We start from the raw sequence: 22,209 nt of genomic DNA on the forward strand, positions 1-22,209 counted from the left end.
CCCTCCCTTCAATCCCGAAGGCAATAATAATTCCACGCCGTGATGGTTTGCGGGTGAATGAGCCTGCGCCTTTCCAGGCAGTAGCGCAGCGTCGTTGCCAGGCATTCCACAAGGGCACGGTCGAGGTCTTCCCCGGCGAGCTGCCGCAGCCGGTTGACACCCGGGAAATCCCTGTCCGCAGCAATGATATCGGCGACGTAAACGATCTTAGCCAACATGCTCATCCCCGCTCCACCCAGGGTGTGCAGTGCAATGGCATCCAATACCTCGGGGTTCTCCACCCCCAGTTCCTCTCGAACGAGGGCGGCTCCTACCGGACCGTGCAGCAGGATAGGAACCTTGCGGTCGATCTCACTAAAAGGAATTCCCCTCTCCTCCGCAAGGCTCAGCAAAACCTCCCCGGGAAGATCCCGGGCGTAGTCGTGCAAAACCCCTGCTAATTCCGCCTTTTCCCGGTCTACGCCGTAGAGCTCTGCCAGCTTCGCGGCACAGTCCCGCACGGCCAAGACGTGAGCGTATCTCTCTTCCGTCAGCCTATCCCGCACCACGGCTTCCAAACGCCCTTTCTCTCGTCCCGCTTCCCTCAACCTCCCGGAAAACAACTTATTGCCGCTATCGTCGTTCGCCGTAAATTCTTGCTCGGTTCCGGCCTTGCTACCCCTTACTTGCAACATAGAGCCTTTCCCTTCTGATATAGGCCTCTACAGCTTCAGGGACCAGATACCTGATGGACCTGCCCTCCCGGACGCGCCTGCGGATATCCGAAGAGGAGATCCCCAGCTGCGGCATCTCCAGGGGATAAACCCTTGTTCTGTAGTACTTCCCCAACACCTTCTCGACAAAGTGCATGTCAAAACCCGGCCGGACAGCCACGATAAATTTGCACAGAGAAAGAAGCTGCTCCGGCTCCTTCCAGCCGAAGATCTCCAAAATGGTGTCGCTCCCGGTGATGAAAAACAGCTCGGCTGCGGTTCCGTAGATCTCCCGCAGCTGGCGCATAGTGTCAACCGTGTAGGTAATCCCCCCTCGCTCGTATTCCAGCCGAGAAACATCGAAGTACGGATTGGTCAAGACGGCCAGGGCAACCATCAGGTACCTGTGCCAGAAATCGGTAACCGTTGCGGGTTCCTTATGAGGGGGAATACCCGTTGGAATAAAGATAACTCTCTGTAACCGGAATCTCTCCCTGGCCGCTTCCGCCGCCACCAGGTGCCCGCAATGAATCGGGTCAAAGGTTCCTCCCAAAATACCGATGCGCTGCTCCTCCATGCTCACACCCCATTTTATCGCCCCGGGATGAAAGACGACCGTTCGTCGGGCCTGTTGACGGCGGGCATGGCACCCGGCAATCGCCCGGGGATTCCTTCCTAAGAACGCACCTGGCCATTACCGAAGATAATGAATTTGGTGGTAGTCAACTCTTGGAGCCCCATTGGCCCGCGGGCGTGCAGCTTCTGCGTGCTGATCCCGATCTCCGCTCCGAACCCGAACTGATAACCGTCAGTAAAACGGGTAGAGGCATTCACTAAGACGGCGGCAGCATCAACCCCCTGGACAAACCGGCAGGCCTTCTCGTAGCTGCCAGTAACGATGGCCTCGGAATGCCCGGTGCCGTAGGTGTTAATATGTTCAATGGCATCCTCGATGTCCTTAACGACCTTTACCGCCAGAATAAGCGCCAGGTACTCGTTCTTCCAGTCCTCTTCCGTAGCCGGCAGGCAATCGGGAAGAATTTCCCTCGTGCGCTCGCAGCCGCGCAGCTCCACCCCCTTTTCCCGCAGTGCGGAGGACACCACAGGGAGGAATTGGGGCGCTATTTCTTCATGCACGAGGAGCGTCTCCATGGCGTTACAAACTCCCGGGCGTTGGGTCTTGGCGTTGACGACGATCCGCACTGCCATTTCCAGATCGGCATCTTCCTCAACGTAAACGTGGCAGTTGCCCACACCCGTCTGCAGCACCGGAACAGTGGCGTTGTCGATCACCGCCCGGATCAGTCCCGCTCCCCCGCGGGGGATGAGGACGTCGATGTAATCGTTCATCCTCATCATGATGTTGACAGCTTCCCGATCCGTTCTCTGGACCAGCTGAATCGCCCCTTCAGGTATACCGGCACCGACCGCCGCCGTGCTGATGACATTGGCCAGGGCGATATTGGAGTTTAAGGCCTCCGAACCGCCGCGCAGGATCACGGCATTCCCGGACTTCAAACAGAGGCCGGCTGCATCAACGGTGACATTGGGGCGCGCCTCGTAGATCATCCCGACCACACCTAAAGGCACCCTCATTCTCCCGATCCGCAGGCCGTTGGGCCGCGTCCACATCCCGGTCACTTCACCAACAGGATCGGGCAGACCAACCAGCTCCCGCAGGCCGTCCGCCATTTCCTTGATGCGCTCCGGGGTGAGCAGGAGCCGGTCGAGCAGCGCATTGTTTAGCCCCTTGGCCCTCCCCTCATCCATGTCCACCTGGTTGGCGGCCAGGATCATTTCCTCTCTCTCTTCCAGCGCCTTAGCCATCGCCTGCAAGGCCTTGTTTTTCACGTCGGTGGAAATACCCGCCAGCCTGTAAGATGCCCTTTTGGCCGCCATTCCCATATTCAGCATTTCATTTTCCAGCATATCCTTTTAACCTCCCCGCTTTGAGTGTGCTGCCGTTAGCGATGATGGTGAGATTGTCCCTGTGCACTACCTCGTCGTAGTCATGATAGCCCAAAATCATCTTGATCTCCGTGCTCTTTTTTCCCATTATCAACTTTACCTCATCTGAGGAGTAGTTGCTGATACCTCTGGCAATCTCCCGTCCGCACGGATCTACCAGGCTGACAACATTTCCCGCCTCGAAAAAGCCAACAACACCGGTAACACCGCCCGGCAGCAGGCTCTTTCCCTTTTTTAATATAGCCTCCAAAGCGCCGTGATCGATGCGGATCTTCCCCTCAACAGGTGAGCCGAAAGCGATCCAGCGTTTGCGCGCCTTCATCGTTTCTTCGCAGGGCACGAAAAGCGTCCCCACCCGTTTCCCTTGCAGAATTGCGGCAAGATTGCCCCGTTGCATACCGCCGGCGATCACCATCGGTATCCCCGCCTGCATGGTAATCCGCGCCGCCTGAAGCTTTGTCTCCATCCCTCCCGTGGCCAGGTGGGAGCCGCGCCCTCCGGCGACCGCCTCGATCTCCGGGGTAATCTCCCAGACCTCCGGGATCAGCTCGGCATCCCGGTTCTCGTGGGGATCGGCCGAATACAATCCGTCCTGATCGGTCAGGAGAACCAGCAGGTCGGCATCGATAAGACAGGACACAAGGGCCGCCAGGGTGTCGTTATCACCAAAGCGGATCTCCTCAACGGCCACGGTATCGTTCTCGTTGACGATGGGTAAGGCGCGGTAACGCAGGAGGGAATACAGGGTATGGCGGGCATTGAGGTAACGCCCCCTGTTTTTGATATCATCCCGCGTCAGGAGCACCTGGGCAACAGTGATCCCAAAGGGGGCGAAGAAAGACTCGTAGTTTTGCATGAGGATCCCCTGGCCGACGGCTGCAGCAGCCTGTTTTTCGGGGAGCGTGCGCGGCTTTCCCAGAAGCCCCAGCCTTCCCACGCCGGCTCCGATAGCTCCCGAACTGACCAGAACAACATCACGCCCCTCCTTCCAAAGGCCCGCCACATCCTCGACCAGACCCTTCATGCGTTTTAAGTTCAGGTCTCCCTTGCTGCCGCACAAAAGCCGCGTCCCTACTTTGATGACAAGCTTACGCGCTCCGGTGAGAGCAGCACGGATATTTAAAGACGTCATCAGCCTCATTCTCCCCTATTTCCGCTAATGAGGTCGGCATCCCTTCCCCACGTTTAAATTTTCATAGATTTCTCGAATTCTTAGCCGACGCCCCGAGCACCGAAAGCCAACAGGCAATCCGGCCATCTCCAATTTTACGGATGGGCTCCATTCGCCGGTAACTGTTGTGTGGGTATTTTTCTGCTTTCCCGCCGGCAATTCCTGCCGCTTTCCCTTCGTTTTTCACCAGCGGTACTTCTCTCTTACTCTTCCCATTCGAACTCAAGATCTCCGATGCTGACGGTATCGCCCGGAGCAATGCCCTTTCTGCGCAGGGCATCATCCACCCCCATCAGGCGCAGCATGTGGTGAAAATAACGCAGGGCATCAGGATTTTCCAGGTCGAGACGGGCGGCCAGGCGTTCGATACCTTTCCCCACAACGCGAAAACCGTCCTCATCCCTGGTAACCGCAAAGCCCCCTTCATCCCGGTCGGCGACAGTGGTCACCCGCACTTCTTCCGCAGGGGGAGCGGAAACCTCTTCCTTTTCCTCCTCCTCTTCCAGTATACCGGCCAGCCCGTACAGGAGTTCATCGACCCCTCTTCCCCACAGCGCCGAGATCGGATAGATCTTTATGTCCGGGAACTCTTCCCGCAACAGAGCAAGCTTTTCCCCGGCGGCCGGGATGTCCATCTTATTGGCGGCGATCACCAGGGGGCGTTCGGCCAACTCCGGGTTGTAGAGGCGGAGTTCCCGCCTGATCACCTTCACATCATCCCGTGGATCACGCCCCTCCGTTCCGGCCGTATCGACGACCAGGACCAGAACCCGGGTGCGCTCGACGTGGCGCAAAAAGCGGAAACCCAACCCCGCCCCTTCGTGCGCCCCTTCGATCAAGCCGGGGAGGTCGGCCACCACAAAGCTTCTTTCCCCGGCCTGAGCCACCCCCAGATTGGGATTCAGGGTAGTGAAAGGATAGCCGGCCACTTTGGGGCGGGCCTCCGAAATACGCCCGAGAAGGCTGGACTTTCCCGCATTGGGGTAGCCCACCAGCCCGACATCTGCCAGCAGCTTCAATTCCAGTACCAGCCAGCGTTCCTCCCCCGGGTCACCCTTCTCGGCAAAGCGCGGAGCCCGGAACTGGGGCGAGGTAAAGCGGGCGTTGCCGCGCCCCCCTTTGCCCCCCCGGGCAACAACTGCCCTCTGTCCGTGCCTGTGCAGATCGACGCAAAACGCCCCTTCAGCATCCCTGACGACGGTGCCGACCGGGACGCGCACAATCAGGTCCTCCCCCTTCCTGCCGTGCTGGTCCTTCCCGCGTCCGTGCTCCCCCCGCTCCGCCTTGTAGTGCTTGCGGTAACGGAAATCGTTGAGAGTGTGCAGGTTTCTGTCGGCAACGAGCACCACGTCCCCTCCGCGCCCGCCGTCACCACCGCAGGGGCCTCCGGCGGGAACGTACTTCTCGCGTCTGAAGGCAACCGCACCATTGCCGCCGTCACCGGCTTTAACGTATATCTTCGCATAATCATAAAACATCTTCAAAATCCCCTTAAAGGTCTTACTGCCTCTTCACTATCTGCTGCCTGCACTCAAAGCACTAAGGGATTTGACCCGGCTATCTGGAATAATCATCCCATGAGCTGCCAGAAAAATCGATACGACAAGGGACCACTCCCCAGAAAGGCACCTAGCTGTTGGCCCTGACCCCAGATGACAAATTCCCCTGGTCTGGCGACCAGGGGAAACGATCCGCCTTCCCGGAAGAAAATCTATACAGCCTCTGTGTAAACACTGACCCTCTTGCGGTTCTTACCGCAGCCCTCGTACTTCACATAACCGTCGACAAGTGCGTAAAGTGTATCATCATTACCGCGGCCGACATTCCACCCGGGGTGGATCTTCGTTCCCCGCTGCCTCACAAGGATATTTCCGGCCCGCACGAACTGGCCGTCGTATCTCTTGACACCGAGGCGCTTGGCTTCGCTGTCCCGGCCGTTACGGGAACTGCCGACTCCCTTTTTATGGGCAAATAACTGCAGATCAAAACCCTCCAGAATCATGGCGACACCTCCTCACCTCGATATACTTTCCATAGCTCCCGGCAATTCCGTGCATTCCGATTTCCAGGGTTTGCAGAATAATCCCGGCCGTTTTTTTGTCCTCCTCAGGCAAATCCGGGGGCAACAGCAACCGCACACAGGCGCCTTCCTCCTCCTGGGAGTCCCTTATGACCGCCGGTTGCCGGGAAAGAAACCGTTTCAAAGCAGCGACGGCCGTCTGGACGAGAGCGGAGACGCCGGCACAGACGATGTCCCTTCCGGGGGGAGCATACCCGGCATGCCCCCTGACGCAAAACCCTTCCAGTTCACCGCTCTCCCCTTCCACAAATAAGGCCTCAATCATCTGTTCCCGACTGCCCGCCGGACGGTTCCGCCGCGCCATTCTGGCCGCAGAAGATCTTCTGAATCGCCACCTCCGTGTAAAGCTGCCTGTGGCCTTTGCGGCGGCGGTAGTTCTTCTTGGGCTTATACTTGAAAACCAGTATCTTCTTGGCCTTACCCTGACTCCGCACCAAGGCAGTCACCCGCGCCCCCGGGACATAGGGGGTTCCTACCTTAAAATCGCCGTCACATTCTACAGCCAAAACCCTGTCAAAAACCACTTCCTCACCTGGAGCGGCATCCAGCTTTTCCACCCGCAGCACGGTGCCCTCGCGCACCTTGTACTGCTTGCCGCCGGTTTCCACTATCGCGAACAACTTCCTTCCTCCTTCCGCCGGGATCTTCGAGGGTGGCATCCTTTGCAGGGATGCGCTCTGGCAACCCTTCCCGAGCGACTTTTCGGGCATAATCACAAGTGAATTTTAGCATCACCGGTCCCCCGGTGTCAAGCAAACCGGGGCGTTGAGGGCATTGAGATGGTTCAGTCACCTTTAGAAAGGATATCAAGTTTGCGCAATTTTCTGTAGAGGGAACTACGGGAAATTCCCAGTTCCCGCGCCACCTTGCTAAGATTCCCCTTATTTTTGACCAAAAGAAGGGAAATTTCCTGGCGCTCTTTTTCGGCCAGCAGTCGTTTGATCCTGTTTCGCTCGGCGAGCAAGGTCGTTTCTCGGGGCGCCCCATCCCCCTCTGGTTGCAAACCGGAAGAGTGTGGGCAGACAATTTCTTCGGGCAGGTGTTCCAGACGGATACTCTGCCCGGCGGCCACATTAACCATCCTCTCTATCACATTTTGAAACTCGCGGATATTACCGGGCCAGTGGTACCGCTGGAGGCAAGGAATCACGCGGGGGTCCACATCCCTGATGTCAACATGCATTTTCTTGCAAATCTCTTCGAAGAAGACATCAAAAAGAAGTGGTATATCCTCACGCCGCTCACGCAGGGGCGGTAGGGAGATTGAGATCACGTTTAGCCTGTAAAAGAGGTCCTCGCGGAAATTACCCCTGGCGACCTCCAGTTTCAGGTCTTTATTGGTGGCACAAATCACCCGCACATCCACGGCAATCACCTTTTCTCCGCCGATGCGGGTGATTCTTTTGTCCTGTAGTACCCGTAGCAAGGCTACCTGATGTTCCAAGGGCATATCTCCGATCTCATCCAAGAAAAGGGTGCCCCCCGAGGCCAGCTCGAATTTACCGGGCCTGCCACCCCGCCGTGCCCCTGTAAACGCTCCTTCATCATAGCCGAACAACTCACTTCCGATCAGTTCTCTGGGTATGGCACCGCAATTCACCGCGATAAACGGCCCGTTTCTACGGGAACTAGCATTATGAATCGCCTGGGCAAAGACCTCCTTGCCGGTGCCGCTCTCCCCCTGCAGCAGCACATTGCTGTCGTTGGTGGCAGCCAGTTTGGCCAGTTGCACAGCCTTTAAAAGCTTCTTGTTACGACCAATGATGTCAGCAAAGGTGTAAGTGGCCTGGGCACCACTGAGGCGGTTGACCAGATTTCTGATTTTATTGATGGGGTTAAGAAAGATCACTCCATCGGTGATCGCACCCTTTTCATCCTGAATCGGCTTGCCTGATGAGAGGCAATAGACAATCCCCGTTCTGTTGTTAACAATCACCTCCTTGTCGGTATAGCTTTTACCGGTCGTCAGAAGTTCTTCGATACCCGGGTCCCGCTCAACAAACTCTTTGAACATGGCTCCCCTTATCTCGCTGTCCGGCTTTGACAAGATTTTTTCCGCCGCCGGATTAACCTGTTCGATCAGACCGTTCCTGTCCACCACTACAACCCCGTCTGAAACGGTATGGAAAATATTGCCCAGCCGGTTATTGAGCAGGACAAGCTCGCTGTTCCGCCGCTGAAGACGGAGTTGACTGCGGATTGCCTCCACTGCGGCCACCACCATGCCCAGGGTGTGCGGGTGAGTCTTGAACGAGGGTCCCGACATCTGAAGGGCGCCGATTACCCTGCCGTCATCATCGTAAATTGGCGCCGCTGAGCATGTCCAGCCATGCACCTTCTGACAATAATGCTCTTCTCCCGAAACCTGAATTGGCCTTCTGATGGCCAAGGCGGTGCCCAGACCATTTGTGCCCGTCTCCTCTTCTATCCAACTGGCTCCCCTGATAAGATTCAATTCTGCGGCATTTTTGAGGATATCACTGTCACCCATAACCTCCATGATGAAGCCCTGTTCGTCGGACAGCAAAACGATGAAACCGGAACCGGCTACAAAATGATAGAGATTGGTCATAAAAGGCCTGGCAACGTCGATTAAGCTCCTCTTTTTGTAAAGCAGTGCTTCAAGTTGCTCGGCACTTAAAACCCGGTGGCTGACGCCATCCCATGGGTCAACACCAGCCCGCCTGGAACGCAGCCAGGACTCCGCTATCTCTGAACGCACGGTAGCGGGGATCTTGCCAGTATTCACGAAGATCTTCCACGCTATGGCGATACTACGGGAAACTGTTCCGTTGTTTGGCATCGTCACGCCACCTCCCCCTCTGAAGTCCCGTTTCTCGAAACAGGTCGTATCCCGGCAAACGCCGCCAGTAACAGCTTTAAATAATAAATCCAGGGGGTATCTGTGCAGGAGAGCACAGATACCCCCTGGCGTATAGTGCTCTCCTTTCCGTAATGGGAGGCCCGGCGGTTTCCCGCCAGACCCATTGGCCTGGCAACCATACCTGGCTGGCTTCAGGTCACCAGGCTCGGAGAATTATTCATTCTCTATTCCTTTCAAAAGTTCGTTCGACAATGTTCCCGAAAATCCTTCCACCGACCAATTAATTTCCGGCTTTTCCATTGAGATACCACTTTCGAACCGAATCCACCGGGGAACCGTACCGGCCTGTCAGGGGAATGTAGCACAAATTATACAACACCGCGACAATCAGCTTACATCTATTGGCATTCAAGGCGAAAGTCTCCTTCAGGACTCCAAGCTGGATGTAGGAATTAATGAATGATATCATGTCCGGCCGGAACCATATCCTGGCATGGATATTGCTTAGTTAAGTCAACAGCCAAGGAAATATCATCTCCGAACCTGTCCGCCTGTGGCACTGGCTATGGCAGCAGGTCTGTAGGGTATGTCTGGAAACGGACATACCTCCCGTTATGGAAAGGGGATTTACAACTTGAGTAGCTGGGCCATACCTCTTTCCGGTATGGCCTTTTTGCAGGGGGTTTATCCCGTCTCCCTGGTAGAGTTTCTATCCAAAGGGGGTGATGGTAAAGAGGGGTTAGAGGAGCCAGCGCCGGTTGCAGGTTAATGGAGCGAGGTCAAAAAATTAAAAAGGGGGTTTTTTAAAATGAAAAAACCGATGGATGACAGTTACAAGCTTTACATCAACGGGAAATGGGTTGATGGTAAGGAGGGCAAGACTTTCAACACCTATTGTCCCGCCACTGGTGAGCTGCTGGCCACCTGTGTGGAAGCCGGCATGGAAGATGTTGATGAGGCGGTCAAAGCTGCCTGGAAGGCCTGGGAAACCTGGAAGGACGTTAGCCCCCAGGAGCGTTCCGCCATGTTGCTGAAGATCGCGGATTTGATCGATGAGAACGCCGAAAAGCTGGCCTTGGTTGAAACCATGGACAACGGCAAGCCGATCCGGGAGACCATGACCATCGATGTCCCCTTGAGCTCAGACCACTTCCGCTACTTTGCCGCTGCCATCAGGACCGAGGAAGGCGAAGCGGTGATGATCGACAAGGACACCATGAGCATCATTCTCAGGGAGCCCATCGGTGTTGTAGGTCAGATCATCCCCTGGAACTTTCCTCTGCTGATGGCCGCCTGGAAGATCGCTCCTGTTCTGGCGGCCGGTTGCTGCACGGTGATCAAACCATCCAATGTTACATCCCTGAGCCTGCTGGAACTGGCCAAACTGCTTGATCAGGTTTTGCCTCCGGGGGTCGTCAACGTGGTCACCGGACGGGGTTCCACAACCGGCAGGTACATGCTGGAACACCCCGGCTTCCGGAAACTGGCCTTCACCGGTTCCACCGAAGTGGGTTACAGTATTGCAGAAGCGGCAGCGAAAAAGCTGATCCCGGCCACCCTGGAACTGGGAGGCAAGTCAGCCAACATCTATTTCCCCGATTGCCCCTGGGAGAAGGCCATTGAAGGTTTGCAGATCGGCATTCTCTTCAACCAGGGCCAGGTATGTTGCGCCGGTTCCCGCGTCTTTGTCCACGAGGATATCTATGATAAGTTCCTGGCTGAAGCCGTAGCTGCCTTTAACAAGGTCAAGGTAGGTATCCCGTGGGAGAAGGACACCCAGATGGGTTCCCAGATCAACGAAGGACAGCTCCAGAAGATCCTTTCCTATGTAGAGATCGGCAAACAGGAAGGAGCCAAAGTAGCCTGTGGTGGCACCAGAATTACAGAGAACGGCCTGGACAAAGGAGCCTTCATGCGGCCGACCCTTCTGGTGGATGTGAACAACAAGATGCGAGTGGCCCAGGAGGAGATCTTCGGGCCGGTTGCCGTTGTCATCAAGTTCAAGACCGAGGAAGAGGTCATAGCTATGGCCAATGATAGTGAGTACGGCCTTGGTGGGGCCGTCTGGACGAAGGACATCAACCGTGCCCTCCGGGTAGCCCGGGCAATCGAAACCGGCCGGATGTGGATCAACAACTACAACAACCTGCCGGCACATGCTCCATTCGGCGGCTACAAGAAATCCGGTATCGGGCGGGAAACCCACAAGGTGATCCTGGAACACTATACCCAGATGAAGAACATCTTTATCAGTCTCAGCGAGGAGAAGGTTGGCCTCTACTAAAAACACCCCGCTGGCCGGGGGCCTCCCCGGCCAGCAACAGGTTAATGCGAGGTGTTATGACCTTTGGAAGCAATCACAAGGGAAAGTGTGGTTGAGGACCTGATGGAACAGCACCCAGAAGTTATTTCCTACTTTATCGAACAAGGGATCAACCCCATCTTCTGCGTGGGGGCATTTCCGGGTTGTCTCGGAAAACTGCTGGAAATCAAGGGGGTGCCGAACCCGGATGCCTTTATCAGGGGATTGAACGATTACCTGTTGGAGCGGACAAAAAAGTCGGAATAGCACCCACCCATTTTTGGACAGGCCGGAAGGGGTTTTTTCCGCTTCGACTTGTCCATTTTTGTTACATCATGGCACCGCCGAGGTCGTTCCATATGCTATCGGCACACCGGGCACGAACCTGACAGGGAAGGGAGGCCTCAGGCATTGAAGATAATAATTGTATACAAGGATGACGCCGGGGCGCAACGGCTTGCCCGGGAGTTGCACAAGAAACTTGAATCCCGTGGAGCATCCGCTGCTTGTATGGGGTTGAGGGAAATGACAAAGAGTGCTCTCTGGCAAGCGGACCTGGTATTGGTGCTGGGAGGGGATGGTACCTTTCTGAAAACCGCCCGGTGTTGTGCAACCCAGGGGATACCGGTGCTGGGAGTAAATCTGGGCACAATTGGCTTCCTGAGCAGCATCGAGCCAGAGCAACTGTTGCAAGAAGTCGACCGGATTCTTAACAGAGATTACCGCATTGAAAGCAGAATGATGCTGGATGTACGCCTGATCCGGGATGGTATGGAGGTTTACCACGGACTTTCCATGAATGATGTGGTGATCAGAGCCTGCGTCTCTCATACAATCACGATCGGTCTCCAGATCGATCGGCTATTTCATACCACCTACACTGGTGACGGTGTGGTTTGTGCCACGCCAACCGGTTCAACGGCCTATTCCTTCTCGGCCGGAGGACCGGTTCTGGATGTGGACCTTCCCGCACTGGTGATTACTCCTATCTGCCCCCAGTTATCATGTTCCAGAGCCCTTGTAGTTAGGTCATCAGCGCGGCTGGTGTTCGAACTCGTTGCGGGCCACCCTACAGCTTTTTCGGTGGACGGGGAAGACGAGCTGCCGCTGGCCAAAGGAGACAGGGTGGAGGTCGTCAGATCTCCTGTTACTGCCAAAATTGCAGAGGTGTTTCCGGTAAGCAGTTTGGACCGTGTCCTCCGCAGGTTCGAAAGGCTTAACAACACGAGGGCGGAGGCAAGTAACGACATGAACATTCTGCTGCAATCCTGTTACGTTTTATAGGATAAGGAGTGATATTTCCGTGGAATGTACTAGTCAGCCTAAGAGCGATCTGGAGGAGCTTTTACGGAACGATTTTAATACCTGGAGCCGGCTGCAGGAAGTGGTAAAAACATATCGGGGGCAACCCGGCAGCCTGGTGACCGTGCTCCAGCGGGTACAGGCCATCTACGGCTACCTGCCGCAACCTGTGATGCGTTACCTGTCCGGGGAATTGCAGATCAAACCGGCCAGAATTTACGGGGTAGCCACATTCTATTCCCAGTTCCGTCTGACCCCAGTAGGAAAGTACCTGATCCTGCTCTGCCAGGGCACTGCCTGCCATGTCAATGGATCAGAGCGGATCCGCTCAGCTGTCTGTGAGGAACTTCGGATCAGACCAGGGGAAACGACGCACGACCGGCTGTTTACCCTGTCGGATGTGGCCTGTCTGGGCTGTTGCAGCTTGGCCCCGGTGATGATGATCAACGGTCAGGCCTACGGGCCGCTGACAACGGACAAAGCCCTGAAGATCATCAGGGAATTGGCCGCCGGCGAGAAAAAGGAGGAAGCGGCGCCATGAAAATCAGAGTCGGTATGGGCAGTTGCGGGATCGCTGCGGGTTCCCTGAAGGTAAGGGAAAGAATAGTCGAGGAAATTGAGAGGCGAGGTCTGGATCTCCAGGTACAACCCACCGGGTGTATCGGGATGTGCCATAACGAACCCCTCCTGGATGTCATCACCGGTGATGGAAGAATATTCACCTACGGGCATGTCACTCCCGAGCTGGTGGGGGAGATCTTTGAGAAGCACATCATAGGTGGGGTCCCCCTAACGCAACACCTAGTATCCACCAGTGAAAACACCAATGACTTCCTGAAGGAACAGGTACGGGTGGCCCTGCGCAACTGTGGGGAGATCAACCCGGAATGCATTGACGATTACCTGGACCGGGGGGGCTATCAGGCTCTGAAGCAGGCATTGAGCTCCACCCCGGAGGAGGTAATTCAAGAGATCCGGGTCTCTGGGCTGCGCGGCCGCGGCGGGGCGGGGTTCCCCACCTGGTTTAAATGGCAGGCGGTCCGCCAGAATCCGGGGTCTGTCAAATACGTTGTCTGCAATGCCGATGAGGGGGACCCGGGGGCTTTCATGGACCGCAGCATCCTGGAGGGGGATCCCCACTCCGTCTTAGAGGGGATGGCCATCGCTGGCTATGCCACTGGGGCAAAGCATGGTTTCATCTATTGCCGGGCGGAATACCCCCTAGCGGTGCGCAGGCTGGAACTGGCAATCGCCCAGGCCAGGGAACGCGGTTTGCTGGGAAGGAACATTTTTGGTTCCGGCTTCACCTTCGAAGTTGCCGTTAAAGAAGGGGCGGGGGCGTTCGTCTGCGGAGAGGAAACTGCCCTGATCGCCTCTCTGGAGGGTGAACGGGGCATGCCGCGCCTAAAACCTCCCTACCCCGCCCAGTACGGCTACTGGGGTAAGCCCACAAATATCAACAATGTGGAAACCTATGCCAATGTGCCCTGGATCATCTCCCACGGTGGGAAAGCCTTTGCTTCCATGGGCACCGAAAAGAGCAAGGGGACTAAGGTCTTCGCCCTGGCGGGTAAGATCCGGCGGGGCGGGCTGGTGGAGGTTCCCATGGGCCTGAGCCTGCGAGATGTGATTTTTAACATCGGAGGCGGAATAAAGGATAACCGCAGGTTCAAGGCGGTACAGCTGGGTGGGCCCTCGGGCGGCTGTATTCCCGAGAGTCTCCTGGATATCCCGGTGGATTATGAATCGATCAATCAGACCGGAGCGATCATGGGATCAGGGGGAATGGTGGTCATGGACGATACTACCTGCATGGTTGACGTGGCCAGATTCTTCCTGGATTTCACCCAGAAGGAGTCATGCGGCAAGTGCGTCCAGTGCCGGATCGGAACAAGGCGGATGCTGGAAATCCTGGAACGAATCTGCACTGGTGAGGGACGCCCCGGTGATGAAGAATTACTCGAGGAAATAGCCATCCAGGTCAAGGAGGGGTCATTATGCGGATTGGGGCAGAGTGCACCCAACCCTGTGCTGACCACTCTTCGCTACTTCCGGGAAGAATACACTGCCCATATCAACGATAAAAACTGCCCCGCCAAACAGTGCAAGGCGCTGATCACCTACCGGATCGACCCGGCTCGCTGCCAGGGCTGCGGTGCCTGTGCCAGGAAATGCCCGGCAAAGTGCATCAGCGGGGAAAAGAAAAAGCCCCATGTGATCGACCGTGAACTCTGCCTGAAGTGCGGCAACTGTCTAGACGTCTGCCATTACAACGCGGTCATCATTGAGTGAAGGGGAGGATAGGAAAAATGTTGAAAATAATCATCGATGGGAAAGAACTCGCTGCCAAACGGGGACAGACCATCCTGGAGGTAGCCAGTGAAAACGGGATCCACATCCCCACCCTGTGCTATGATGAACGGCTCAAACCCTATGGAGGTTGCGGGATCTGCGTGGTGGAAGTACAGGGCAGTTCCAAGCTCTTCCGCTCCTGTGCCACTGAGGTTACCGAGGGCATGGTGGTCTTCACAAACACACCTAGGGTCAGAAAATCACGGAAGCTGACCTTGGAAATGCTGCTGTCTGACCATACGGGTGACTGCCTCGGCCCCTGCACGAGGGCCTGCCCCGCCCATGTGGATGTCCAAGGGTATATCGGCCTGATCGCCAACAGGAGGTACCGAGAAGCGGTAGCCCTGATCAAGGAGCGACTCCCTATTCCTGCCAGCATCGGGCGAATCTGTCCGCATCCCTGCGAAGATGCCTGCCGCAGACAGCTGGTGGAGGCCCCTATCTCCATTGCCCATTTGAAGCGTTTTGTAGCCGACCTGGATCTTAAGAGCGGGGAGCCCTACCGGCCAGAGATCCGGCCGGCCACTGGCAAAAGCGTGGGAATCGTGGGAGCCGGCCCGGCGGGGTTGACCGCCGCCTACCACCTTGCCCGGGACGGTCACGGCGTAACCGTATACGATGCCATGCCCCAGGGAGGGGGAATGCTACGCTACGGCATCCCTGCCTATCGCCTCCCCAAAACTGTGCTGGATGAAGAAATCCGTCTTATTGCAGAGATGGGCGTGCGGTTTTGTTATAACACTAGGCTTGGGTCGGATATCAGTATAGACCTCCTGAGGAAAAGGCATGACGCCATTTTTTTGGCTATCGGAGCCTGGAAAAGCTCCAGCATCAGATGCCCGGGGGAAAACATCCCCGGCGTGCTGGGGGGAATCGACTTCCTCCGGGAGGTCGCCCTGCACGGCAAGGCCGAGATCGGCAACGTCGTTGCAGTTATCGGAGGTGGTAACACCGCCATCGATGCTGCCCGTACGGCGGTGCGCCTGGGAGCGGAGAGGGTACTGATCCTCTACAGGCGGACCAAGGCAGAGATGCCCGCCGAGGATAAGGAGATCGCCGAAGCAGAGGAGGAGGGGGTCGAGTTTAGATTCCTGGTCTCCCCTATGGAAATCTGCGCTAGGAATGGCAGGGTTTGTGCCATTCGCCTGCAAAAGATGCAACTGGGGGAACCTGATGCAACCGGGCGCCGGAGGCCGGTACCCATCCCGGGAGCAGAGGAAACACTTCCGGTGGATACGGTGATCAGGGCCATTGGTCAGAGTGTGCGCCCTGACGGCCTGGCCTGTTTTTCCCTCACCAAGTGGGGCACCATCGCCGTCGATGAGAATACCATGGCCACGGAGATACCGGGTGTCTTCGCCGGAGGTGATGTGGTCACAGGACCCAGCATCGCCATCGAGGCTGTCGCCCAGGGGATAAAGGCTGCTCATGCCATCAGTGCCTACTTGAACGGAAGGATACTTTCCCCGAAAAACCAATATGTGGTGGAGCGGCAGGGTCTAAGTGAAGCGGAATTTATCGATCACCCCCGAATCAACCGTGCCGAGATGCCGCACCTGACACCAGAGGAACGCAGGTACAACTTCCGCGAGGTTAACTTGGGGCTACAGGAACCGGATGCGCAGGTCGAGGCCTCCCGCTGTCTGGAATGCGGCTGCAGGGATTACTTCGAATGCAAGCTGATCAGGTATGCTCGAGAGTACAATGTCCAGCCGGAGCGCCTGTCCGGCAGCAAACACCGGGAGATAACGTCGCAGGACGACCACCCGTTTCTGGAGCTCAACTCCGGAAAATGCATTCTCTGCGGTTTATGTGTGCGTATCTGTGACGAGGTTATGGGTGTCACCGCCCTGGGCCTGGTACACCGCGGCTTTGATACCGTGGTGGCACCGGAATTCGGCCTCCCTCTGAGGGAAAGCGCATGCGTTAGCTGCGGCCAGTGCGCCGCGGTCTGCCCCACCGGAGCGCTGATGGAAAGGCAGGCCATCCCCAAAAATGTCCCCTTGGCCACGCAGGAAAACCCGTCGGTCTGCCCATTCTGTGGTGCCGGTTGCGAACAGGTGGTCAATACCCGGGGGGATCTGGTGCTCCGCTGTCTCCCTGCCCCCGGCGGCATTCTCTGCGTTAAGGGCCGCTTCGGATTCCAGATCTTCGACCAAGAACGTCTCACCGTGCCCCTTGTACGCCACAACGGGAAGCTGGTGGAAGTATCCTGGCAGGAGGCCATGGATGAGATAGCAAAAACAGTCAAACGCATCGGCACCGGACGCAGGGATTCCCCTTTTGCCCTCTTTATCTCACCATTCTGTACCATGGAAGAAGCTCAGGCGGCGATCTGTTTCGGCAGGCAGGCACTGGTGACTGAAAAAATAGGAAGCTTTACGCCCGATGCCGCCCGTGGCCTGATGGATATATTCGGCATTATTCCAGACCCACCAGGTTACCAGGAACTGGAGTCGGCAGACCTGATCCTGCTGGTTGGTTCGCTGAATGAGAGCCAGTCTGTGGCTGTTAAGATCAGAAAGGCGATACAGAGGGGCGCTCGTCTGGCTCTCCTGAGCCCGGAACCCGGACTGGCTGGTGACCTGGCGACCATGTGGGTGAAACCCGGAAATAGCGGAAACAGTACTGCCTTTTTAAAACAGGTTCTGGCAGCAGTGGTCAACAACACCCCGGCCACAGGACGTGTCCTCAAGGGATTTACCGAACTGAGGGATGCGTTGGCCGGAATCACCCCGGGGAGAGATGCGGAGGATCTGGCACACCTATACAGCAGTGCGAAGCAGCCACTGATCGTGGTGGATGGCAGCACCGTGACCACTGCAGCAGTGCAACTGTTGGCGGACCTTTCCCTGGTAACAGGTCAAACCGGGCGCTTCCGCAGCGGGCTGCTCATCATCACACCCGGAAGTAACCAGGTCGGTCTTCGGAAACTGGGCATTGTCACCGGCGATAGCCTGCTGGAGGAAAAACCCCACGGAGTCTTTATCTTTGGTGAGGACCCCGTTGGGGGAGGTAGCCCGGCATCCGGGCAGTTAAAGAATATGGAATTCCTGGTAGTGCTTTCTCCATTCCTGACCCCCACTGCCCGGCTGGCGGATGTTGTCCTACCGGGGGCCACGCCCCTGGAAACCGGCGGCACCTTCATCGGCAGCGATGGCAGGGAAAGATCCTTCTCCGGAGTGCGGGATCCTCTCTCCGGCCGCACAAATCTCCAGATCATCTCCGACTTGGCGGCTGCTCTGGGAGTGGAGCGTCTTCCCGGCAGAGGGGAAAGTGTCCGTTTTTCCGTCAACTCCGTTACACCCCACCAAAGGGAAGGGGAAATCCGCCTGGTACTTCCTGAAGACACGGAGCTCTTCAGACTGCAACCGGAGCTGGACCCCGCCCTGAGGATATTCAAAGCAAGGCTTGTCCGGTCTGGGCTGAAATAAGCTGGCCAACTGGCCGGATATCCATGTCGCAGGCCGGGCAGGAGCCCGGCCTGCTGAGTTTGTGCTACTGATCCGCAGGCTCAACATAGGGATTTCCTCCTGTGCGTTTGTTTTGTTTTCTTCTTCTTATTAAACAATTCGCCACAGGAGCCGGAATCCCTAGATTTATATGCATCTTCAAGGAACTTTTGCTGAGTTTTTCAGCGGATTCTAGGAACCTAGGTAGGCTTGGAAACCTCTATGCCATCGGCGGTTAATATCACATACCCCTGTTTTCTTTTAATACAATGGTAGGGTGTGCGGAAGATGGGCCAAACCTTGGCGCTACCTTTGGGCCTGCTTGAACTCATCACACGACAGCCTCGTCTTTTCATAGAGTAGATGTGGTGGCCAATCTTTTTAACTTGTTTTCCGCCGGAATAAGCTTAGTTTCATATTCTTTAATTTTAAAATTTAACCTTTCCAGCGCTCTCTCCATTTCTTCAATGCGGGAAAAAAGTTTCTCCCGTTGCTCGATAAGGATTTGTTTTCTGGCCTCTATAGTTTTGTCGCCTTGCTGGAGCAGCGTAACATACTCGACCAGCGTTTCAACTTGAACACCTGCGCTGCGCATACATTTAATGAATTCAATCCACTTACAGTCTTCCTCCGTATAATTCCTGATACCGCTTTCGTTGCGACTTACCCTGGGGATCAGTCCAATACGCTCGTAGTAGCGGAGTGTATCCGGTGAAAGGCCAAATCTTTTGCTTACTTCCGCAATCGTCATGTGGTTTCACCTCCAATGTTCAATATTATCTAATACTTTGAGTTAGCTCCAAGTCAAGGGTTTTAAAATAGTAGCACTACGCGTGCTACTATTTTAAAAAACGAAGCTTCTAAGTCAAGTTTGCCCAATATATTATGCCTCTTCTTCTATTTTAAGTCGCAAATAATATTCATCAGAAACAGGTTCCATCCATTCGACTTCACCCTTTTGAGGATTGGCTGTAATCGCGATATGAGAAAGCCAGCTATCCTGAGCCGCTCCATGCCAATGTTTTACATCCGGCTGGATTTTTACAACGTCTCCTTCTTTGATTATCTGTACAGGCCGGCCTTCTTCCTGATAATAGCCTCTGCCTCCGGTAACAAGCAAAATCTGTCCGCCAGGGTGTTTATGCCAATTGTTCCTTGCACCCGGCTCAAAAGTAACATTATAGATTGGACAATTAAAGACGCTGTCGTTAGAAACCAATGTTTCAACCCAGACAGTTCCTCTAAAATACTCATTTTCGATTTTTTGCCCAAGCGGGAAAATTATGCTGCTGCCTAAATTTCTTAGTTCGGTTTTTCCCATTCTTATTTCCCCTTTTCCTTTATGATATCAAACCGAGTCTCTCAAGCCAGTCTGCAACATCCTTGTCTGCTCTGTTAACATTGCTTCCTCGAATAGCTAAACCGGGCAGTACCTTTGCATTCGGACAAAGTTTCTTGATGTCGCGCTCACTGCTTCCCATTCCGCTGCCTTCATGTGTGCAAAATGGAACAATGGTCTTTCCCGCGAAATCATAAGACTCTAAAAATGTAAACACAGCCATCGGCATCGTTCCCCACCAATTGGGATAGCCGAGGAAAATTACATCATAAGAATCTATATCATCTAGTTTATCTGTAAGTTCCGGTCTGGCATTCTGCCGTTTTTCTTCCTTTGCTACTTCTGTTGTTTCTGTATAATCTTCCGGATATGCCTTTACCGTTTTAATTTCGAACACCTCGCCACCGATTAGTTCCTGTATTTTCTTTGCTGCTACCTCTGTATTTCCAATCGGCAGATTCATAATCCTGCCATTGACATAATTATTTCCCCTTCGAGAAAAATAAGCGATAAGAAACTTTGAATACGCCAATTCCTATACTCCTTTCAAAATCACTGTTTTTCATTTGCCCACTATACATCAAATTTAAGCGTGCCAAGCCATTTCACGGTTTCCGGATCATTATGCGATAAGAACAGGCTCTTTTTTGTGTCCAGTGCTGCAATCTTTTCCACATCCTCTTGACTTAATTCAAAGTCGAATATGCCAATGTTTTCGATCATCCTTTCTTTGTGTACAGTTTTCGGGATTGTGACTATCCCTCTTTGAATCAGCCACCGCAAAATCACCTGGGCAACCGTTTTATCGTACTCTTTGGCTATAGATACCAAAACTTCATTCTGAAAGATGTTGTTCCTGCCTTCTGCAAAAGGACCCCAGGATTCTGGTTGTGCATTGTATTTCTTCATGAATTCGATGCTTTCTGTTTGCTGATAGAAGGGGTGTATTTCAATCTGATTCACAGTAGGAATCACCTCGTGGTGAACTATTAAATCCATCAAACGATCTGGTTGGAAGTTACTGACGCCTATTGCCCTAATCAGTCCTTCACGATAGAGTTCTTCCATAGCCCGCCAGGAACAATGCACATCACCAAACGGTTGATGAATCAAATAAAGGTCGATATAGTCAAGCTGAAGCCTTTTAAGCGATTTTTCAAATGCTTTCTTGGTCGACTCGTAGCCCGCGTCCTGTATCCATAGCTTTGTAGTAATAAATAGTTCTTCTCTTTTCACCATACCTTCCTCGATTGCCCTCTTAATAGCTTTGCCAACCGCTTCTTCATTCATATAGGCAGCTGCAGTGTCGATTAAACGATAACCGACCATTATTGCGTCATAAACACACTGTTCACATTGCTTCAGATCTGTGATTCGATAAACACCAAAGCCTAGTACAGGCATCTCGACACCGTTGTTTAAAACGACCTTTTCCATAACTGATCCCTCCTGTTTAATTAATTACATTGCCATACGCAGTATTTCTACAATATCTTCCTTTCGCAGAGGGGGACGACCTGGAAGCCTTCCTTCTTCATCCCGAAGCACTTTCAGCGTCTCTTCCGCATAACCGAAAAGCATTTCCTCGGTAATTTCTCCAATGCCCAACTCCGACAGGCGTGTGGGACACCCTATGGAACGCAAAAACCCTTCAAACCTATCAATACCCTCCATAGCCAGGCTCAAGTCGTCTTTGCCCGTTGCCGCAAGGCCAAAAATACGCTGAGCAAATTTGGCAAACCGGTCGGGACGGAATCTTGCAGCAAAGCGCATCCAAGCCGGGTTCACGACTGCCAACCCTGCTCCATGGGGAATATCGTACAGTGCGGAAAGTGTGTGTTCAATCTGATGCACTGGATAAGGAGCATTTACCCCTGCTTGAACCCAACCATTCAGGGCAACAATTGAAGCCCACTGGATTTGTGTACGTGCTTCCAAATCACTTCCATTATTAACTGCTTTTGGTCCCCACTCTAAAACTGTGAGCATAACTCCTTCAGCAAACCTATCTTGAAGAGGAGTCCCGTCTATACCGTTAAAATAACCCTCTGTCACATGGGTTATTATGTCGCAAACCCCGAAAGCTGTGTGGTTCTTGGGCACTGTTACCGTAAGTTCAGGATCCACCACTGCCACACGAGGATAGAGAACCTCTGCCTGAACGAATGTTTTTAGCTTTTCTCCTTCATCGTCAATTGTGATCACCGCACCGTTGTTCATTTCCGAGCCAGTTGCCGCCAGGGTAGGAACAGTGATAATGGGGAGAGCTCGCTCTGGCAGCCTGGGCACTTTTCCTGCCCGCACAAGCATATCCCTGGGATGTCCTTCATAAAGGACTGAGGCTGCAATTACTTTTGAGGCGTCCATGACGCTACCGCCACCCATACCTATAACCACATCACATGCTTCATTTTTTGCCACCTCTGCAGCACGCACCACAGTTGACAGACGTGGGTTTGGCTCAACACCAGAGAATTCCACCACTGAAACACCCGCTGCTTTGAGACTTGCTACCGCTCGGTCAAATGCTCCGCTTTTCTTTACACTTCCTCCGCCAATGACGAGCAGTGCTTTTTTACCATACGGACGCACCGCATTTCCTAACTGCGCCAGCGAACCAGCACCAAAGATGAGCCGGGTTGGGTTATAAAATTGAAATTTTATCATAGGTAATACCTCCCTCCCTATTTTGCGAGATTAGTTTAGCACTTGGAGTTAACTCCAAGT

21 protein-coding genes and 2 riboswitches are annotated in these 22,209 nt (G+C 54.4%); of the genes, 7 read left to right on the top strand and 14 right to left on the bottom strand.

Annotated elements, in window-relative coordinates; genetic code table 11:
• Positions 1-8: 8 nt before the first annotated feature.
• The 9 genes from yqeK to TPH_RS10735 all read right to left on the bottom strand — a co-directional run bounded on the left by yqeK (position 9) and on the right by TPH_RS10735 (position 8,714).
• Positions 9-674, bottom strand: coding sequence for a bis(5'-nucleosyl)-tetraphosphatase (symmetrical) YqeK (gene yqeK / locus TPH_RS10695; protein WP_015051221.1), 666 nt, complete (start codon positions 672-674; stop codon positions 9-11).
• Complete coding sequence (nadD, locus tag TPH_RS10700) at positions 655-1,269, bottom strand: nicotinate-nucleotide adenylyltransferase (protein ID WP_015051222.1); 615 nt, start codon at positions 1,267-1,269, stop codon at positions 655-657. The genes yqeK and nadD overlap by 20 nt, the downstream gene beginning before the upstream one ends.
• A 98-nt stretch (positions 1,270-1,367) precedes the next feature.
• Positions 1,368-2,621 (bottom strand): glutamate-5-semialdehyde dehydrogenase, encoded by a 1,254-nt coding sequence (locus TPH_RS10705; RefSeq protein ID WP_015051223.1) that lies wholly within the window; start codon positions 2,619-2,621, stop codon positions 1,368-1,370.
• Positions 2,608-3,792 (bottom strand): glutamate 5-kinase, encoded by a 1,185-nt coding sequence (gene proB / locus TPH_RS10710; RefSeq protein WP_015051224.1) that lies wholly within the window; start codon positions 3,790-3,792, stop codon positions 2,608-2,610. Before proB ends, TPH_RS10705 begins: the two co-directional genes overlap by 14 nt.
• Before the next feature lie 242 nt (positions 3,793-4,034).
• The gene (gene obgE, locus TPH_RS10715) at positions 4,035-5,309 is read right to left on the bottom strand and encodes a GTPase ObgE (protein WP_015051225.1); all 1,275 of its coding nucleotides are present in this window, start codon (positions 5,307-5,309) and stop codon (positions 4,035-4,037) included.
• Positions 5,310-5,542: 233 nt separating this feature from the next.
• Entirely contained in the window at positions 5,543-5,833 is a 291-nt protein-coding gene (rpmA, locus tag TPH_RS10720; protein ID WP_015051226.1) for a 50S ribosomal protein L27, read from the bottom strand.
• Complete coding sequence (locus TPH_RS10725) at positions 5,814-6,176, bottom strand: ribosomal-processing cysteine protease Prp (protein ID WP_028990855.1); 363 nt, start codon at positions 6,174-6,176, stop codon at positions 5,814-5,816. Before TPH_RS10725 ends, rpmA begins: the two co-directional genes overlap by 20 nt.
• Positions 6,169-6,531: a 50S ribosomal protein L21 gene (rplU, locus tag TPH_RS10730; RefSeq protein ID WP_015051228.1), complete on the bottom strand. Its 363-nt coding sequence runs from the start codon at positions 6,529-6,531 to the stop codon at positions 6,169-6,171. Before rplU ends, TPH_RS10725 begins: the two co-directional genes overlap by 8 nt.
• Positions 6,532-6,695: 164 nt before the next feature.
• Entirely contained in the window at positions 6,696-8,714 is a 2,019-nt protein-coding gene (locus TPH_RS10735) for a sigma-54-dependent Fis family transcriptional regulator (RefSeq protein ID WP_015051229.1), read from the bottom strand.
• A gap of 124 nt (positions 8,715-8,838) precedes the next feature.
• A riboswitch (molybdenum cofactor riboswitch) is annotated at positions 8,839-8,958 on the bottom strand.
• Between the two features lie 300 nt (positions 8,959-9,258).
• A riboswitch (molybdenum cofactor riboswitch) is annotated at positions 9,259-9,376 on the top strand.
• On the opposite strand from TPH_RS10735, the gene TPH_RS16230 reads away from it, so the two are divergent.
• From TPH_RS16230 to TPH_RS10775, 7 genes are all read left to right on the top strand, one after another.
• Positions 9,370-9,504, top strand: coding sequence for a hypothetical protein (locus tag TPH_RS16230; protein WP_269077471.1), 135 nt, complete (start codon positions 9,370-9,372; stop codon positions 9,502-9,504). It overlaps the preceding riboswitch by 7 nt.
• A gap of 39 nt (positions 9,505-9,543) precedes the next feature.
• The gene (locus tag TPH_RS10750; protein ID WP_015051231.1) at positions 9,544-11,019 is read left to right on the top strand and encodes an aldehyde dehydrogenase family protein; all 1,476 of its coding nucleotides are present in this window, start codon (positions 9,544-9,546) and stop codon (positions 11,017-11,019) included.
• A 63-nt stretch (positions 11,020-11,082) separates the two neighbouring features.
• Entirely contained in the window at positions 11,083-11,304 is a 222-nt protein-coding gene (locus TPH_RS10755) for a hypothetical protein (RefSeq protein ID WP_028990852.1), read from the top strand.
• 144 nt (positions 11,305-11,448) lie between these two features.
• Positions 11,449-12,321, top strand: coding sequence for an NAD(+)/NADH kinase (locus TPH_RS10760; protein ID WP_015051233.1), 873 nt, complete (start codon positions 11,449-11,451; stop codon positions 12,319-12,321).
• Positions 12,322-12,340: 19 nt separating this feature from the next.
• On the top strand, positions 12,341-12,880 hold the full coding sequence (gene nuoE, locus TPH_RS10765; protein ID WP_015051234.1) for an NADH-quinone oxidoreductase subunit NuoE: 540 nt from the start codon (positions 12,341-12,343) through the stop codon (positions 12,878-12,880).
• A gap of 14 nt (positions 12,881-12,894) precedes the next feature.
• Positions 12,895-14,631, top strand: a complete 1,737-nt coding sequence (locus TPH_RS10770; RefSeq protein ID WP_428837353.1) for an NADH-ubiquinone oxidoreductase-F iron-sulfur binding region domain-containing protein — start codon at positions 12,895-12,897, stop codon at positions 14,629-14,631.
• Positions 14,632-14,648: 17 nt separating this feature from the next.
• Positions 14,649-18,125, top strand: coding sequence for an FAD-dependent oxidoreductase (locus TPH_RS10775; RefSeq protein ID WP_015051236.1), 3,477 nt, complete (start codon positions 14,649-14,651; stop codon positions 18,123-18,125).
• Positions 18,126-18,495: 370 nt separating this feature from the next.
• On the opposite strand, the gene TPH_RS10780 is transcribed toward TPH_RS10775, so the two are convergent.
• From TPH_RS10780 to TPH_RS10800, 5 genes are all read right to left on the bottom strand, one after another.
• The gene (locus tag TPH_RS10780; protein ID WP_015051237.1) at positions 18,496-18,894 is read right to left on the bottom strand and encodes a MerR family transcriptional regulator; all 399 of its coding nucleotides are present in this window, start codon (positions 18,892-18,894) and stop codon (positions 18,496-18,498) included.
• Between the two features lie 132 nt (positions 18,895-19,026).
• Complete coding sequence (locus tag TPH_RS10785; protein ID WP_015051238.1) at positions 19,027-19,464, bottom strand: (R)-mandelonitrile lyase; 438 nt, start codon at positions 19,462-19,464, stop codon at positions 19,027-19,029.
• 19 nt (positions 19,465-19,483) lie between these two features.
• Positions 19,484-20,014 carry a flavodoxin gene (locus TPH_RS10790; RefSeq protein ID WP_015051239.1) on the bottom strand — a complete coding sequence of 177 codons (531 nt, stop codon included), beginning with the start codon at positions 20,012-20,014 and terminating at the stop codon, positions 19,484-19,486.
• A gap of 41 nt (positions 20,015-20,055) precedes the next feature.
• Positions 20,056-20,919, bottom strand: coding sequence for an aldo/keto reductase (locus TPH_RS10795; protein ID WP_015051240.1), 864 nt, complete (start codon positions 20,917-20,919; stop codon positions 20,056-20,058).
• 24 nt (positions 20,920-20,943) lie between these two features.
• A complete protein-coding gene (locus TPH_RS10800) occupies positions 20,944-22,149 on the bottom strand; it encodes an iron-containing alcohol dehydrogenase (RefSeq protein WP_015051241.1) in 1,206 nt (401 codons plus the stop codon).
• Positions 22,150-22,209: the final 60 nt, after the last annotated feature.

This window comes from Thermacetogenium phaeum DSM 12270, assembly GCF_000305935.1.
GTDB lineage: Bacteria > Bacillota > DSM-12270 > Thermacetogeniales > Thermacetogeniaceae > Thermacetogenium > Thermacetogenium phaeum.